Here is a 17790-nt window from a genome sequence, read left to right as displayed (position 1 = left end):
CTCCTTACTTCAGTAGCTTTTGAATTTCGTATAATTGATTTAGTGCCTGCAGCGGTGTCATTTCTAGTAAGTTGAGCGACTGAAGCGCTTGAAGCGCTCGCTTCTCTTTTTTTGAAATCGATGGTTCTTTCGGCTTCGGTTCTTCAATAAACATGCTTAACTGCTCAAACGGCTCTTGGGTGAGCTCACGTTCAGCCGGCTTATATGCTCGTACCGGTTGTTGCTCCAATTCCGCTAAAATTTTCTTCGCCCGTTCGATTAATTCTGGCGGCAACTCTGCTAATTCTGCGACGTGAATGCCGTAGCTTTCGTCCGCTGGTCCGTCCTCGATTTTATGTAGAAAGACAACTTTCCCGTTTTCTTCCACAGCGCTCACATGAACATTTTTCAATTTCCAAAGCGACTGCTCGAGCACGGTCAGTTCGTGGTAATGCGTGCTGAATAGCGTTTTTGCGCCGATTTTATCATGAATGTATTCAATCATCGCTTGTGCTAACGCCATGCCGTCGTACGTGGACGTGCCGCGCCCGATTTCATCAAATAAAATAAGACTGCGAGATGTCGCATGAACGATCGCGTTGCGCGCTTCTAACATTTCCACCATAAACGTGCTTTGGCCGGACACTAAATCATCCGCTGCGCCGATGCGGGTAAACACTTGATCAAAAATCGGCAATACTGCTTCGTCGGCCGGAACGAAACAGCCGATTTGCGCTAAAATAGCGGTTAGCGCAATTTGGCGCATATACGTGCTTTTCCCGGACATATTCGGTCCAGTAATGAGCAATATTTCTCGTTCTTCGTTCATGAAACAGTCGTTTGGCACATATATTTGTGCTCCGAGCACTTTTTCGACGACCGGATGGCGTCCGTTTTTCACCACTAATTCGCGAGTATTAGAAAAACGCGGCTTTGTATAGCGGTTTTCTTCACTCACTGTCGCAAAACATTGCAGCACATCAAGCTGGCTAATGATTTTCGCTAATTTTTGCAAGCGAGGGATAAACTGTTTGACTTGTTCGCGAATGGAAACAAAAAGCTGATACTCTAATTCCATGCTTTTTTCTTCTGCTTCTAAAATAAGCGCTTCTTTTTCTTTTAGTTCTTGCGTAATAAACCGCTCCGCATTGGCAAGCGTCTGTTTTCGTTCGTAGCGCCCTTCCGGCAATAAATGAAGGTTCGCTTTCGTCACTTCAATATAGTAACCAAATACGCGGTTATAGCCGATTTTCAACGATTTAATTCCCGTCAATTCCCGTTCTTTGCTTTCAAGCTGGGCAATCCATGTTTTTCCGTTGCGGCTTGCATCACGAAAGCGATCGAGCATTTCATGATAGCCGTCTTTAATGATCCCTCCTTCTTTCACAGAAAGCGGCGGATTGTCTTGAATCGCTTTTTCTAAAAGGTCGACTAATTCGCTGCAAGCGTCAATGCTGCGAGCAAGCTCTTTCGCATCGTCGTTGTCAAGTTTTTCAACAAGCGTTTGAATGTCCGGCACTTGTTTGAGCGATTTTTTCAACTGGATTAAATCGCGGGCGTTGACATTGCCAAACGCCACGCGGCCGGCTAGCCGCTCTAAATCATACACATCGCGAAGCAAATCACGCAATTCTTGCCGCTCAAAATAATACTCTAGCAACGTTTCCACCATATTCAAACGCCGCTCGATTTTCTCACGGTGTAGCAACGGCCGGTCGATCCATTGCTTTAATAAACGGCCACCCATCGCCGTCATCGTTTCATCAAGCAGCCATAAAAGCGAACCTTTTCGTCCTTTTGTACGAATCGTTTCTGTCAATTCAAGATTTCGTTTCGAATAAACGTCCATTTTCATATATTGAGCGATTTCGTACACTTGCACCGGCTGCAAATGGTCGAGGCTCCGCTTTTGCGTTTTGACTAAATAGTTGAATAAACGAGCAAATGTCACTTGCCATTTTTCTTCGCTTAATGAACGAACGACTTCGTGTGGGAAGCCTGTCAGTGCGACGTCATCTTCATACGAAATCGTTACATCATACCGTTCTTTTAATTTTTCGCACATCTCATCAGAAAAATTGGAAGCAACGACGACTTCGCGCGCCCCGATCGCATATAGCTCATTCAACACCTCTTCGAATGAAGCAAGCAACGTCAGCCGGCTTTCTCCAGTGGATAAGTCAGCATAGGCAAATCCGTATGTACCGTCGGCAAACGCTGTCACCGTTGCTAAATAGTTATTTTCTTTTTCCGACAACTGCTTCCCTTCCATCACCGTTCCTGGCGTGATGAGCTGAACGACTTCGCGGCGTACGACCCCTTTGGCCGTTTTCGGATCTTCGACTTGTTCGCAAATCGCGACTTTATATCCTTTTTGAATCAACTGTTCAATATATCCTTGCGCAGAATGATACGGAACGCCACACATCGGGATGCGCTCGTCGGTACCACCATCGCGGCTTGTCAACGTAATTTCTAGTTCGTGCGCTGCTTTTACCGCATCATCAAAAAACATCTCATAAAAATCGCCGAGGCGAAAAAATAAAAAGGCATCTGGATATTGTGCCTTAATGTCTAAATATTGTTGAATCATTGGCGTATACGTAGCCATTTTTCTCCTCCAACTCTTCCCTTGCTTTTCACTTTCGCCTTTTTATTATAGCAAGCAACAAAAGAAAAAACTAGGAAAGAAGCTTCCTAGTTAATCATCGTCTCCGAGAAGCAAGTCCGGAGTTAAATTTTCTAGCTCTTCGTCCACATCGTAGTCAAAATCGTCTTCTTCATCGCGGCCGTCTGGATGAATGGCTACCCATACTTTCGTTTCGCCAATGACTTCGGCCGCAAACTCTTTTTCGACTTGTACAACAATTTTATTACCGCTTGACGCGATCGTACACTCTAAACAATTTGGTTGCTGGATGACGCGAACGAAAATGTCATGATCATCGCTAACAACATTTTCGTCATCGCGATATTTTAACCGCACGACCGCCGTATACGAAACCGTTTCGCTGACCACTTCGGTCTTCGTATTGTTATGATACGAATACCAGACGTTCACGTCATAATGCCCGTGAATTTCGATCGTACGACCGCGCTTTTTCGCATCATAGCGATGGTTAATAATCCAGCAGCCTAAAATGCTTGACGGACGATTCGGCGCGGTAATGGTATGTGTTGATTGCACGAATTTGCGCCCTTTGGCCACCACTGCTTTTGTAATAATCTCTCTGTATTCAGACATGCGAGCAAACCCTCCTCCAATGGATCTTCATTTCATCCTATGCATCACTGCGCCTAATGTGCACATAAATTTTATAAATAAATCCGTATAGTTCATTGTATGCGGGTTTGCCCGAATATGTGCCTATTTTTTCGAAAAGCGGAGAACGGTCCTTGACGAAAGCCAAGGAAACATCCGACGGAAGCGAAAGCTTTCGACGAGACGTGCCTCGCACGTCGACGGAGAAAGCAAAAGCGGAGGAGGATGTTAGTTCGCAGCTAGACAAAGAAAAGCGGAGGCAACTGTCCAGCCCCGGCTGGCAAATGAAAAGACGCCCTTAAGAAGGCGTCTTTCATTAATGATGACAACCGCACCCGTGGTCGTTTTTGATTTGCGCACCCGTTTCGCCGCGCAACAAATCGCCGCCAGTCGACGTAATAATTTCATCGGTGACGGTTTTTGAAATCGTCGAAGCGACTAATTGCAAAAGATCGTTCACTTCCGTTTGCGATTGTTGAAATTCATCGACGATCGGAATTTGCGAAAGCTGTTCGTAAATCGCATCAATTTCCGCTTCTACTTTTTTCAACGCTTCATGTTTACCGTAATGTTGCAAGTTGACCGCTTGCTTTTGTAGCGATTTAATTTGTTGAATCATGGCACGCACTTTTTCGTTTTGGTTGATCTTTTCTTCCGCGCGTTTGAAAAAATCGACTTCTTCCGTTTCGGCGATCATTTTCGCCAATTCTTTCGCCTGTGCTAAAATTTCATCTCTTGTGTACTTTGCCATTTTAGTTCACCTCGACCGCTTCTTCTACCATTTCTCCGTTTAATGTCCATGTTTTCGCTTCTGTAATGCGCACTTTCACGAGCTTGCCGATCGCCGATTTCGGACCGGTGAAGTTGACAAGCTTATTTTTGCGCGTATAGCCGGCAAGGACATCCGGATTGTTTTTGCTTTCGCCTTCTACTAATACTTCGACAATCTTGCCTTCATATTCCTTCAATTTTTTCGCAGAAATTTCATTGACGAGCGCATTTAACCGCTGCAATCGTTCTTTTTTCACTTCCATCGGTACGTTATCTTCCATTTTCGCTGCCGGCGTTCCTTCGCGTGGCGAATAAATAAACGTATACGCCGAATCAAATTCGACTTCGCGGTAAAGCGACAACGTTTCTTCAAATTGTTCTTCCGTTTCGTTCGGGAAGCCGACGATAATGTCCGTTGTTAACGAAACATCCGGAATCGCCGCCTTAATTTTGCGGACAAGCTCTAAATATTGTTCACGCGTATATTTGCGCGCCATCATTTTTAATACTTCAGTGCTTCCGGATTGAACCGGTAGATGAATATGTTCGACTAAGTTGCCGCCTTTCGCAAGCACTTCAATTAAACGGTCATCGAAATCGCGCGGATGGCTTGTCGTAAAGCGGATGCGCGCCACGTCAATTTTGCGAAGTTCGTCCATTAAATCGCCCAGGCCGTATTTCATGTCGGTAAAATCTTTTCCGTAAGCGTTCACGTTTTGGCCAAGGAGCGTAATTTCTTTATAGCCTTGCGCTGCTAAATGACGCACTTCTTGAATGATGTCTTCCGGACGGCGGCTCCGTTCTTTTCCGCGCGTATACGGCACGATGCAGTACGTACAAAACTTGTCGCAGCCGTACATAATATTGACCCATGCTTTAATGTTGCCTTTGCGCACTTTTGGAAGGTTTTCGATGACGTCGCCTTCTTTTGACCATACTTCGACGACCATTTCTTTCGACATATACGCTTCTTTTAAAATATACGGCAAACGATGAATGTTGTGTGTGCCAAAAATCATATCGACGTATTGGTATTGCTTCAAAATTTTATTGACAACCGATTCTTCTTGCGACATACAGCCGCACACACCGAGAAGCAAGTCTGGGTTGTTTTGTTTGAGCGGCTTTAAATGCCCGATTTCACCAAATACTTTATTTTCCGCATTTTCACGGATGGCACATGTGTTCAACAAAATGACGTTCGCCTGTTCCGGTCGATCCGTCGGTTCGTATCCAAGCGCCATAAAGATGCCGGCCATGACTTCTGTGTCATGTTCGTTCATTTGGCAACCGTACGTGCGGATGTAAAACTTGCGTCCGTTCCCCATGCCGCGAAACTCTTCCGGAATCGTAAAGTCTTTATGATACTTGACTTCTTCTTTTCCGCGTTTTTTCGCGTCTTTTAAGCTCGGCGGAATAAACACGGTCGAAAAGTATTTCTCATAATCTTTACTCGTCTTTTGCTTTAATACATCCAAGGCGGATTTTTTGTCCGTTGGATGATCCGTTGTTTGAATGTGTCCTGTTTGTTCTAGTCGTTGTTTTTCGTTCATAACAATCTCCTTTCTATCTTTTCAAACGCATTGCACACTATCATAGTATATAATTTGTGAGCACGTGAAACAATAGCGTTCATAAAATTGTTATTCAAGGTTATCCCCGAACAGTTTATGATAACAAAAAACTCCTAGACGGGCAATGCCCGTCTAGGAGTAAGTTTTTCCATTACATAAATTCGGCAACAAGCTGATCGAATTTTTCTTTGCTTAATTGCAAATCTGCATGGGCAAGCGGTGTTTCGCTGTAGCCATGGATAAGATCTTGATACGATTTTTGTTCTTTGTTTTGGTAAATAAGCCCTGTCACAAGCCCTTTATGTTTCATCAATGTTTGCATCGCCATGTCACGATTGGATGGATCATAGCCTTCGATCGTGCTCAAGCTGACTAAGTGTTCTTTGAACCAGTCATATGTGTTCACTTTGTTGTACGTGACGCAAGGGCTGAATACGTTAATTAAAGAAAAGCCTTTATGTTTAATACCTTCTTCAATGAGCTGAGTCAATTCTTTTAAATCGCTTGAGAAGCTTTGCGCCACAAAGGTTGCGCCTGCGCTGAGCGCCATTTCCATGATGGAAAGAGCTGGTTCTACTGACCCTTGCGGTGTGCTTTTTGTTTTAAAGCCGACATCGCTTCGCGGTGATGTTTGACCTTTCGTTAATCCGTAAATTTGGTTATCCATGACGATATACGTAATGTCAATGTTGCGGCGGATCGCATGGATTGTATGGCCCATCCCAATCGCAAATCCGTCGCCGTCACCGCCTGCGGCAATCACTGTTAAGTCGCGGTTCGCCATTTTTACCCCTTGTGCAATTGGCAATGCCCGGCCGTGAATGCCGTGGAAGCCGTAAGAATGAATGTAGCCAGAAATTCGTCCGGAACAGCCGATACCGGAAATGACCGCTAGCTGATGTGGCTCTAAACCGACATTTGCCGCGGCCCGCTGAATCGCTGCTTGTACCGAGAAGTCACCGCAACCTGGACACCAGTTCGGTTTCACGTCATTACGAAACTCCTTAAACGTCGCCATGATTATAACAACTCCTTGCATTTTGTATAAACTTCGTTCGGCAAGAACGGGTTGCCGTCGTATTTTAAGACGCTTACAATTTTGTCTGCGTGTCCGACATTCATTTTTAACAAGCTAGCTAATTGGCCTGTTGCGTTATGCTCCACGACGATGACTTTTTTCGCCGCTTGTACAAGCGGTAATACTTCGTCCGTCGGGAACGGATGAACGAGACGAACGTGCGCATGGTTCACTTTGAAACCATCTAGCTCAAGGCGTTCCATCGCTTCTTCGATCGCCCCACGCGTCGAATTAAAACCGACGAGCAATACGTCTGCTTCTTCGTGTTTGACTTGTTTATGAACCGGCGTATTAAATTTCAAATGTTTCAATTTCCGTAAACGTTTGTCCATTTGCGCGATGCGGTTTGCTGCGACTTCGGACGGTTTTCCTGTTTCCGCATGTTCGACCCCTGTTACGTGGTGAATGCCGTTTGGCGTTCCTGGAAGCACACGCGGCGAAATGCCGTCTTCTGTCACTTCGTAACGTTTGAAGTTCTCTTTACCTGGGAGCTCTGGAAGTTCGCCAGTCACTAATTTGCCGCGGCGAATCTCGATTTTGTCGTATTCAAGCGGTTCGACCGTTTGCTTTCCGAGCGAAAGCTGCAAGTCCGATAAAACGATGACCGGACATTGATATTCTTCCGCTAAGTTAAACGCTTCGACTGTATCATAAAACGCTTCTTGCACTGTGCTTGGCGCGATCACAATTTTCGGGATTTCGCCGTGCGTGCCGTAAATCATCGCCATTAAGTCGGACTGTTCTTGCTTTGTCGGTAATCCTGTACTTGGGCCACCGCGTTGCGTATCAACAATGACAACCGGCGTTTCCGTCATGCCGGCAAGACCGATTGCTTCCATCATGAGTGAAAGCCCTGGTCCAGCGGACGCAGTTAATGTGCGCACCCCTGCATAGTTCGCACCGATCGCCATCGTACAAGCTGCGATTTCGTCTTCTGTTTGAATGACGGCACCGCCTAATGATGGAAGTTTTTTAATTAAATATTCCATAATTTCGGATGCTGGAGTAATCGGGTACGCAGCCATGAAACGAGCGCCGCCAGCAAGCGCGCCAAGCGCGATCGCATCGTTTCCGATCATGAACATGCGCTTCTTCCCGTCCGCTTTTTCCAGCTTCATCATTTGGATATTATCGCCAAGCTGTTCTTTCATAAATTGAGCGCCTGCTCGAAGCGCTTCCATGTTTTTCTCCACAACTTGTTGCCCTTTGCGACCGAAAATTTCCTCCACTACTTCTTGATAGACGTCAATGTCAATGTCAAGCACCGCACTAGAAGCACCGACAGCTACCATGTTTTTCATGAGCGACGTTCCTAAATTTGTTGCAATATCCGTAAATGGAACCGCATACAAAGTAATATTTGAACCTTCCGGAATCGTCGGATTAAACTTCGCATCCGCAAGGACGATCCCACCGTCGCGAAGCTCGTGAAAGTTGAAGTCAATCGTCTCTTGGTCGAAAGCTACTAATATATCAAGATCGTCCGCAACCGACCGAACTTGCGTTGTGCTGACGCGAATTTTGTTGTTCGTATGGCCGCCTTTAATACGGGAAGAGAAATGGCGGTATCCATACAAATAGTAACCTAAGCGGTTCAAAGCAATGGAGAATATTTCTCCGGTACTTTCGATACCTTCCCCTTGTTGTCCTCCAACTTTCCATGAAAGTTGACTAATCATTTCTTACACCCCTTTAAATTCCATCGATTATCGCATATAGTTTACGATTATAAGTGTAACACTTTTCCGACAAAATCACTAGAATTTCAACCTGTGATTTGTGCAAAAATTTTAGCATATGGGAATATACTAAACGATTCCATTCTAGACCTATCGGAAAAAAAATGCAACCCTTTCGTAAAAAATGATCATTTTCATTTATTGTGGTAAATGCTCATAAAAATTGCGGAAGAGAAAGCGTTCAACCGCTGTCGCCGTGTACCGCTTTTGCAGCTCGTTCATGAGCTGTTCATAGCCACGGCTGTTTTCTAATCCGATCGTCGTTTCATCGATGCCATCAAAATCAGAGCCGAAGCCGACGTGTTGTTCGCCTCCAAGCGAACAAACATGGTCTAAATGGCGGAGCACATCAGAAATCGATGCTTGTTTCGTCGTCAAAAAATACGGAACGAACGTAATGCCAATCATGCCGTTTTTCTGAATTAACGCGCGAATTTGCTCGTCGCGTAAATTGCGCGGATGCGGGCACAAAGCGTAGGCGTTCGAGTGGGAAGCGATCGGAAATTCCGCGATTTCGACCGCATCCCAAAACGCTTTTTCTGATAAATGAGAAACGTCCGTCCAACGCTTTGCCTCGTTTAATTGGGCAATGACTTGTTTTCCAAAACGAGTTAAGCCGGCGCCGCGATCTTCCCACGCTCCGTCGGCAACAGCATTTGCCCAATTCCATGTTAATCCTACTGACATGACACCAAGCCTTAGCAACGTTTTCAATTTAACGAGGTTCGTTCCGATCGCTTCACATCCTTCTAGCGTTAACATCGCTCCGATTTCATCGTCCGCTAACGCATCGATGTCTGCTTTCGTCTGGACGAATTTGATCGTTGGAAAACGGCCGATGATGTGCTCAAAAAACAAATCAACCATTTCTAGCGCTACCGTAAAGCGCGCTTCTTCCGGGATATATTCCGGGATATAAATAGCAAAACATTGTACTTTGCTTTTTGTTTTTGCTAATGACTGGAACGTCACGTGAAGCTCTTGACTATCTGCAAACGAAAGAGAACGATTTTTCCATAGTTTCATCAATGCATCACAATGTGCGTCAAAAATCATGCTGAACACCTCTATCTATTAAAATAAAATAACCTGTTTGAAAAGACAAACAGGTTATGCTATCGGTGAATGAATCAGCGAGGCTCGACAATCAATTTAATGGCTGTCCGCTCTTCGCCATCGATAATGATATCTGTAAATGCAGGAATACAAATAAGGTCTACTCCGCTCGGTGCCACAAATCCTCGTGCGATCGCTACGGCCTTAACGGCTTGGTTTAATGCACCTGCGCCAATCGCTTGGATTTCGGCAGCTCCACGTTCGCGCAACACTCCAGCAAGTGCACCAGCTACAGAGTTCGGGTTCGATTTTGCTGAAACTTTTAATATTTCCATTCCTGGTTCCTCCTTAATTTCTGCAATGATGAGTTCAATGTTACTATATTCACTGTTTTGCCAAGTATTCCTGCTAGGCGAAAAAATATTTTTCAAAAATTCTTAAAAAGCGAACTATTCGAAATAAGGATGGTCATCGTTAATCAAAATTCGCTCCATTTTTTTGGCTTTTCCTGTTTTTGCATCTATTTCAATGAAAACGGCGCTTAATTGGCTTCTTCCTTCTGTCACTTCAAATCGGACGGGAAGCGATGTTAAAAATTTTCGCAATACTGCTTCTCGATCGACGCCTAAAATGCCATCGTACGGACCTGTCATGCCGACATCTGTCATATAGGCCGTTCCTTTCGGTAAAATGCGGGCGTCCGCAGTTTGGACGTGCGTATGCGTCCCGATCACAGCGGAAACACGCCCATCTAAATACCAGCCCATCGCTTGTTTTTCACTTGTCGCTTCCGCGTGAAAATCAACAAAAATAACCGGCGTGCGTTGTACCGCTTCTGCGATCAGTTCATCTGCTTTGCGGAACGGACAATCAATCGACGGTAAAAACGTCCGCCCTTGTAAATTAATCACTGCCACTTCTCCTTGCTCAGTCGCCACATACACCATTCCTTTTCCCGGCGTTCCTATTGGGAAGTTCGCTGGACGAACTAACGCTTTCGCTTCATCGATAAACTCAAAAATGTCGCGGTTGTCCCACGCATGATTTCCTAAAGTGACAACATGCGCTCCTTGCTCAAGAAAGCTACGGTATATTTTTCCCGTAATCCCTTTTCCGCCTGCAGCATTTTCCCCATTAATAATGATGACGTGCGGCTTATGTTTCGCTTTTAATTTTGGGAGATATTGCTCAACCATCTTTCGTCCTGGAGCTCCGACGACATCTCCGATAAATAGCAATTTCATTGAATAACCCTTTCTAACCATAAAGTTTCGCTAGTTCAAGTTTGGCACAAAATCTAAAAAAAATAAAGTGGCAATGCTGCCACTTTATTTTGCATATTCCACCGCTCGTGTTTCGCGAATCACGGTAATTTTTATATGCCCTGGGTAATCGAGTTCTTCTTCGATTCGTTTGCGAATGTCGCGCGCTAATCGGTGCGCTTCGAGATCGTCAATCGCATCCGGTTTTACGATGATGCGCACTTCACGGCCTGCTTGAATCGCGTATGATTTTTCGACTCCTTCATACGATTCGGCAATTTCTTCAAGCTTTTCGAGACGGCGAATATAGTTTTCCAACGTTTCGCTTCTTGCTCCAGGTCTTGCAGCTGACAAAGCATCTGCTGCCGCAACAAGCACAGCAATAATCGATGTTGGCTCTGTATCGCCATGATGGGAAGCGATGCTGTTGATGACAACCGGATGTTCTCTATATTTCGTTGCTAGCTCCACTCCGATTTCTACGTGGCTACCTTCCACCTCATGGTCGATCGCTTTGCCGATGTCATGAAGAAGACCTGCCCGTCTTGCGAGCATTTCATCTTCGCCGAGTTCTGCGGCCATTAGTCCGGCAAGGAAAGCGACTTCCATCGAGTGTTTCAGCACGTTCTGCCCGTAGCTTGTCCGGAATTTCAAACGCCCTAAAATTTTAATTAAATCCGGATGTAGCCCATGCACACCTACTTCAAACGTCGTCTGCTCTCCGACTTCGCGAATGTGCTCATCTACTTCCCGTCTTGCTTTTTCCACCATCTCTTCGATTCGTGCCGGATGAATGCGTCCATCTTGAACAAGTTTATCTAAAGCAAGTCTAGCTGTTTCGCGGCGAATTGGATCAAAGCCGGATAAAATAACCGCTTCCGGTGTATCATCGATAATTAAGTCGATGCCCGTTAATGTTTCTAGCGTCCGAATGTTTCGACCTTCACGGCCAATGATGCGGCCTTTCATTTCATCGTTCGGCAAGTTGACAACCGATACGGTCGTTTCCGCCACATGGTCAGCCGCACACCGTTGGATCGCCAACGATAAAATTTCTTTCGCCTTTTTATCTGCCTCTTCTTTCGCACGTGTTTCCGCTTCTTTAATCATGACAGCAATTTCATGCGAAAGCTCTTTTTCCACACGTTCCAAAATAATTTGGCGTGCCTCTTCGCGCGTTAGACTAGAAATGCGCTCTAGTTCCGCTTGTTCTTTTTGAACGAGCTCTTCCACTTTGCTTTCCATCTCTTCAATATGCTGTTGTCTTTTGTTAAGAGTTTCTTCCTTTTTCTCTAAAAGCGCCTCGCGTTTATTCAACGCTTCGTCTTTTCGGTCGAGATTCTCTTCTTTTTGCAATAACCGATTTTCCTGTTTTTGTAATTCACTACGACGGTCGCGGATATCGCGCTCTGCTTCTGTACGAAGTTTATGAATCTCATCTTTCGCCTCAAGAAGCGCTTCTTTTTTTAGTGCGTCTGCTTCACGTTTCGCTTCTTCAAGAATTTGGTTCGCCGCCGTTTGAGCGCCGCCAATTTTCGCTTCTGCAATCGATTTACGAACAAAAAAGCCAACAACTGCACCGACGACTAGACTAAGCAAAGCGGAGATGACTATATTTACACCCATCCTTTTCACCTCCTCTTGCTATAAACTTGTTTGTTGCTCCATGAATGTCGGCAATCGTTACCATTTCCACATACAGCGCAAAGGCTTTTGTTTTTGCTGATGGCGTCAAGACGTTCATCAAAAACAACAAGCGCTCCCGCTCCGTACGCCCGATTCAACCTGCTTCATCTTAACAATGAAGCCCGGACCTTCACTTTTTGTAAAATATACATGTTCATTTTAAAGGTGGTAACATTTATTGTCAAGATAATAAGCATTACAATATGGCAGAATGTTGAAAAAATAAGAACAGACCACGTTTTTTGCGGTCTGTTCTCCTTTTCTTTATTCTTCGAAAAAGTCGAGTTCGTCTTGTTGGTCGTTTGCTGCGCTTGCTGCACGTGCTGCGTCTACACCATAATGATCGCGAATTTCTTTCGCAATTTCCTCGGCGATTTGCGGGTTTTCTTTTAAAAACTGTTTCGCATTTTCGCGCCCTTGGCCAAGACGCTCATCTTTATATGAATACCATGAGCCGCTCTTTTGGATGATGTCGAGTTCAGAACCCATATCAATAATTTCACCTTCGCGCGAAATTCCTTCACCATACATAATATCGACATCGGCGGTTTTAAATGGAGGAGCGACTTTGTTTTTCACGACTTTAATTTTCGTTTTGTTCCCAACCATATCATTTCCTTGCTTAATTTGCTCGGCACGGCGCACTTCTAAACGAACAGAGGCGTAAAATTTGAGCGCTCTTCCCCCAGGTGTCGTCTCGGGGTTCCCAAACATAACCCCCACTTTTTCCCTTATTTGATTTATAAAGATAGCGATTGTTTTTGATTTGTTGATCGCGCCGGATAGTTTGCGCAACGCTTGCGACATTAAACGCGCCTGCAAACCGACATGGGAGTCGCCCATATCCCCTTCGATTTCCGCTTTCGGAACAAGCGCCGCCACCGAGTCAATGACAATAATATCCACCGCGCCGCTTCTTACAAGCGCTTCTGCAATCTCGAGCGCCTGCTCACCCGTGTCCGGCTGGGAAAGTAGCAACTCGTCAATATTGACGCCTAAGTTTTTGGCATAAATTGGATCAAGGGCATGCTCTGCGTCGATGAATGCTGCTTGACCGCCTTGTTTTTGCACTTCTGCGATGGCATGAAGAGCAACGGTCGTTTTACCAGAAGATTCTGGCCCGTAAATTTCAACGATTCGTCCGCGCGGATATCCTCCCACGCCTAAGGCGATATCAAGCGCAAGCGAGCCGCTCGATACCGTCGAAATTTGCCGGTCTGTCTGCTCCCCCAATTTCATAATAGAGCCTTTACCAAACTGTTTCTCAATTTGCTTCAGCGCCTGTTCTAAGGCCGCTTGGCGATCTTGATTCATTTCTCATTCCTCCTTATCGGTTACTATCTAATACTATATCGCTTTTTCATAGCTTTGCCAAGAAAAATATCGAACATCCATTCGATATTTTATTTGTTTTTACTGGAAAAATAGAAAAGAAAAAACAGCTGCCTATAAGGCAGCTGCCAATTGTTTTAACACCGCAAAACAGCCATATTTGATGGTGCGTGTGCGAATCGTTTCTCGGTCGCCGGCAAGCGTCAGTGCGTGCACTTCCGTTTCCTGTCCAGCGAGCGCCACGCCAATATACACCGTTCCAGCTCGTTTCCCTTCGAGCGGATCCGGTCCTGCTACCCCCGTGAAACTAATGCCGATATCCGCTTGGCATAATGTGCGTACATGTTCCGCAAGAAGTTTTGCGCATTGTTCGCTGACCGCACCGTCCGTTTCGAGCAAAGCAGATGGAATAGACAACACCCGTTCTTTTACTTCGTTCGTATAGCAAACAACGCCGCCTTTCACCGTTTGCGACGCACCTGGGATTGCCGTCAATTCAGCAGTGAAACGACCGCCTGTTAAACTTTCTGCAGCGGCAATCGTTTTTCCTTGTTTTTGCAGCTGTTCCATCACTTTCATAAATAGCGTATCCTCATTATACCCATATAAATATTGACCGACGCGTCCGGCAATCGCTCGCTCCGTTTCATCCAACAGCTTTTTTGCCTCCGTGACGGAAGCGTGTTTCGCTGTGAGGCGCAACGTTACTTCCCCATCACCGGCTAGCGGCGCAATCGTCGGATTAGACTGGTTCTCGATTAAGTCTTCTATTTCCGTTTCCAACTGCGATTCCCCGATGCCAAAAAAGCGCAGCACCCTCGATTCGATGCGTTCATGCTGGTGCAGCTTTCCGAGTAAAAACGGACGGCCATATCGGATAAACATCGGCTTCATTTCTTTTGGCGGCCCCGGCAAAAGCATATACGTCATACCATCAACCGTCAAAGCCATCCCCGGAGCCATTCCGTATTCGTTTTTCAATACGACCGAGCCGTTTAACACGAGCGCTTGTTTTTTATTGTTTTCCGTCATCGTCCGCTTAGTGCGAGCGTAGTACGCTTCAATCGAGCGAAGTGCCTCTTCATCTAACACAAGTTCTCGCTGTAATAAACGCGCAATTGTTTCTTTCGTCACGTCATCTTTCGTTGGTCCGAGCCCGCCGGTAAAAATAATCAAATCCGCCCGGGTTTGCGCGATTTTCACCGCCTGTTCTAAACGCTGTACGTTGTCGCCAACAACCGTATGGAAATAGACGTTAATCCCTAATTCTGCTAATTGTTGCGATAAAAATTGCGCGTTTGTATTCGCGATTTGTCCAAGCAACAATTCTGAGCCGACCGCGATCAATTCCGCATTCACGCCATCCATCCCCTTCCCCGTTTATTTTGAATGCAAAAAGGCGTGTTTGTTCTTCGCAAAATAATCCCATCCAGACCAAATCGTAAAAATGACCGCTACCCATAGCGCTAAATCAGCAAACGGGAAAGAGAGGAAGGCAAACGGCCAGTTGTGAAGCAACAGCGCGGAAATCGCGACAATTTGCGTCCACGTTTTAATTTTGCCGAGCATGTTTGCAGCTACTACTTCTCCTTCTCCTGCTAACACAAGGCGAAGCCCTGTCACCGCAAACTCACGGCTAATAATGACAATGACCATCCACGCCGGGGCGTAGTGCAAATCAACAAGCACAATCAACGCCGCCGATACGAGCAATTTATCGGCGAGCGGATCTAAAAACTTTCCTAAATTCGTCACTAACTGATATTTCCGTGCATAATATCCGTCAATCCAGTCGGTTGCGGACGCAATAATAAAAATGGCCGCACCGGCAAGATGGGAGACAGGGATCGACTCCGTTCCCATTTTTACCGTCCCCCAATCAAACGGGATAACCATCACAATTAAAAAAAGAGGAATGAGCATAATACGCGCTACTGTAATTTTATTTGGTAAATTCACTCTTAATACCTCCGCTGTCAAACATGTAAAAGTCATCTAAATAAATAGATGACTTACGACTTTTTCACGATAAACTTCAGTTTTTGGTACACTACTTTACTCGGATCGATCGGGTACGTAAACGGCTGACCGTTCACTTTCATTTCAACATCCAATGTCCGTCCGATTTTCACAAACACTTCCGTTTCCGATGTTAAATCAAACGACTGTGTTTGTCCATTTTTTAACGTGCCTTTAAAAAACGAATGACCTTTTCCGTTAAATACTTCGACCCATGAAGCTCCTTTTGATGTAAGCTCCAGTTGGAATTGGCTAGCAATGACTTCAATTGTCGCCGTATTTCCTTTCGTTTCTTTCACCGTGAAAGTAGTAGCAGCCGATTCGTTCGTCTTGCTTTCTTCTTGCTGTTTTTCCTTTTCTTTCTTTTGTTTTTGCTTTTCTGTCGCCTTCTCAAGCGGAGAATTTTTCGACTGCTCTACTTCCGTCGCTCGGTTGGTCGGCTGTGATTGTGACTGTTCGTTCGAACTACGATTTTGTAAAAACACCCAAACCATGACGGCCGCTCCGATAACAATGGCCGCCATAAGCACCTTTGGTAGTAAAGCGAGCCATTTGTCGTATTTCGTCGAAATTTGCTTTCGACTTTTGACGCGGGAAAGCTGTTCCGGCAACTCTTCATGCTGCGCTCGTGGAATCTCATGCTCGTATTCGTGGAAAATTTCCTCCGCATCTAGCCCAACCGCTTCGGCGTATTGCTTAATAAACGCTCGCACATAAAAATTACCCGGCATAATTGGATAGTTGCCTTCTTCGATGCCGATTAAATAGCGTTTCTGAATTTTGGTGATCTGTTGCAGTTCGTCCAAACTCATCTTTTTCGCTTCTCTCGCCTCTTTTAATCGTTTCCCTAGCTCTGTCAACGATAACACCTTCCACCTTTTTGTTAAAAATCAAACTCCGAAAATCCGTCGTGCGAAAACAACGATTGTTGATCAACGACATCGTATGTAATTTCTTCCGATGGGTCATTGCGCAACTCGATAATATAGTCAAAATCATCAAGCGTATATTCCGTATGGCGCACGAAAATATCCGGATGCTCTACCACCTTTGTTGCTTCTAGGCGCATCAGCTCGCGAATGAGTTGCCAATGCCTTTCATTGGCGCGGCGTGTCGATACAATTCCGTCGATAATAAAAATGTTATTTTCGCTATATTCATCTTCAATGAGTTGGCTGCGAACCGTTTGCTTAATGAGCGTCGAAGAAACGAATAGCCACCGTTTATTCGCACAAACACTGGCGGCCACAATCGACTCTGTTTTTCCGACGCGAGGCATACCGCGAATACCGATGAGCTTATGACCTTCCTGCTTGAAAATCTCTGCCATAAAATCGACTAAAAGACCAAGTTCATCACGGACAAAACGAAACGTCTTCTTGTCGTCGGCATCGCGCTGAATATAACGACCGTGCCGTACGGCTAAGCGGTCCAGCAGCTTCGGTTGTCTTAGCTTCGTAATGGTTATATTATCCATTGTTCGCAAAATCGATGCAAGCCGCTCAATTTGTTCGTTATTGTCGCAACGCAACAGCATACCTCGGCGGGAGTCATGAACGCCGTTGATGGTCACGATGTTAATCGACAGCATCCCTAAAAGCGACGAAATATCGCCTAACAATCCTGGGCGATTAATGTGGATTTCATATTCTAAATACCACTCTTGCTTCCCCATCCTACTCCCTCCCTTACACTTAAGGAGACACGTATCATATGATAAGTTCATACTACTATAATATCAATAGGGAACGCAACAGAAAAGGGAATGAACGTTTATTGGCAATGAAAAAAGAGAGGAACATTCCTCTCTTATTTTTGTTGGACTAATTTCACCATCATATTGGCAATGGCGTGTTGTTCTCGTTCATCAGCCACGCTCCATAAGTCGGAAAGCAAGCGTTCTTCAGGAGTTTTCGGATCAACTTGTTTCGCTAAATAATCACCGATTTGGTAAGCAACATCGGAAATCACTTCTTGGTTCAACCCTTGCTGTTTCGCCTGCTGAAGACGATCGCCTAAAAAATCTTTCCAT

Annotated in this window: 16 protein-coding genes; all 16 read right to left on the bottom strand. The window is 45.3% G+C overall.

Features of this window, described 5'->3' with window-relative positions; genetic code table 11:
• Positions 1-4: 4 nt before the first annotated feature.
• Positions 5-2590, bottom strand: a complete 2586-nt coding sequence (gene mutS / locus M4I42_RS00805) for a DNA mismatch repair protein MutS (RefSeq protein ID WP_268850373.1) — start codon at positions 2588-2590, stop codon at positions 5-7.
• Positions 2591-2680: 90 nt separating this feature from the next.
• Positions 2681-3223, bottom strand: a complete 543-nt coding sequence (locus tag M4I42_RS00800; protein WP_268850372.1) for an outer spore coat protein CotE — start codon at positions 3221-3223, stop codon at positions 2681-2683.
• A gap of 334 nt (positions 3224-3557) precedes the next feature.
• Positions 3558-3992, bottom strand: coding sequence for a RicAFT regulatory complex protein RicA family protein (locus M4I42_RS00795; protein WP_268850371.1), 435 nt, complete (start codon positions 3990-3992; stop codon positions 3558-3560).
• Between the two features lies 1 nt (position 3993).
• Positions 3994-5565 carry a tRNA (N6-isopentenyl adenosine(37)-C2)-methylthiotransferase MiaB gene (gene miaB, locus M4I42_RS00790; RefSeq protein WP_268850370.1) on the bottom strand — a complete coding sequence of 524 codons (1572 nt, stop codon included), beginning with the start codon at positions 5563-5565 and terminating at the stop codon, positions 3994-3996.
• A 172-nt stretch (positions 5566-5737) separates the two neighbouring features.
• Positions 5738-6604 (bottom strand): 2-oxoacid:ferredoxin oxidoreductase subunit beta, encoded by an 867-nt coding sequence (locus tag M4I42_RS00785; RefSeq protein ID WP_268850369.1) that lies wholly within the window; start codon positions 6602-6604, stop codon positions 5738-5740.
• A 2-nt stretch (positions 6605-6606) separates the two neighbouring features.
• A complete protein-coding gene (locus tag M4I42_RS00780) occupies positions 6607-8343 on the bottom strand; it encodes a 2-oxoacid:acceptor oxidoreductase subunit alpha (protein ID WP_268850368.1) in 1737 nt (578 codons plus the stop codon).
• Between the two features lie 198 nt (positions 8344-8541).
• Complete coding sequence (locus M4I42_RS00775; RefSeq protein WP_268850367.1) at positions 8542-9459, bottom strand: dipeptidase; 918 nt, start codon at positions 9457-9459, stop codon at positions 8542-8544.
• Positions 9460-9533: 74 nt separating this feature from the next.
• A complete protein-coding gene (gene spoVS, locus M4I42_RS00770) occupies positions 9534-9794 on the bottom strand; it encodes a stage V sporulation protein SpoVS (RefSeq protein WP_027408762.1) in 261 nt (86 codons plus the stop codon).
• A gap of 114 nt (positions 9795-9908) precedes the next feature.
• Positions 9909-10703, bottom strand: coding sequence for a TIGR00282 family metallophosphoesterase (locus tag M4I42_RS00765; protein ID WP_268850366.1), 795 nt, complete (start codon positions 10701-10703; stop codon positions 9909-9911).
• 84 nt (positions 10704-10787) lie between these two features.
• Entirely contained in the window at positions 10788-12347 is a 1560-nt protein-coding gene (rny, locus tag M4I42_RS00760) for a ribonuclease Y (RefSeq protein ID WP_268850365.1), read from the bottom strand.
• 324 nt (positions 12348-12671) lie between these two features.
• Positions 12672-13721 (bottom strand): recombinase RecA, encoded by a 1050-nt coding sequence (recA, locus tag M4I42_RS00755; RefSeq protein WP_268850364.1) that lies wholly within the window; start codon positions 13719-13721, stop codon positions 12672-12674.
• Between the two features lie 132 nt (positions 13722-13853).
• Positions 13854-15098: a competence/damage-inducible protein A gene (locus tag M4I42_RS00750; RefSeq protein ID WP_268850452.1), complete on the bottom strand. Its 1245-nt coding sequence runs from the start codon at positions 15096-15098 to the stop codon at positions 13854-13856.
• 21 nt (positions 15099-15119) lie between these two features.
• Entirely contained in the window at positions 15120-15734 is a 615-nt protein-coding gene (pgsA, locus tag M4I42_RS00745; protein WP_268850363.1) for a CDP-diacylglycerol--glycerol-3-phosphate 3-phosphatidyltransferase, read from the bottom strand.
• A gap of 17 nt (positions 15735-15751) precedes the next feature.
• Positions 15752-16618, bottom strand: a complete 867-nt coding sequence (locus M4I42_RS00740) for a helix-turn-helix domain-containing protein (protein ID WP_268850362.1) — start codon at positions 16616-16618, stop codon at positions 15752-15754.
• A 23-nt stretch (positions 16619-16641) separates the two neighbouring features.
• Positions 16642-17433, bottom strand: a complete 792-nt coding sequence (locus M4I42_RS00735; protein WP_268850361.1) for a DUF3388 domain-containing protein — start codon at positions 17431-17433, stop codon at positions 16642-16644.
• 134 nt (positions 17434-17567) lie between these two features.
• Positions 17568-17790 (bottom strand): DUF3243 domain-containing protein (locus M4I42_RS00730; RefSeq protein WP_268850360.1); only part of this gene is annotated, 223 nt, incomplete at its 5' end.

This window comes from Anoxybacillus sp. J5B_2022, assembly GCF_026847645.1.
Taxonomy (GTDB): domain Bacteria; phylum Bacillota; class Bacilli; order Bacillales; family Anoxybacillaceae; genus Anoxybacteroides.
The sequence above is the reverse complement of the archived record's forward strand: the minus strand, read 5'-3'. Positions and strand labels throughout refer to the sequence as shown.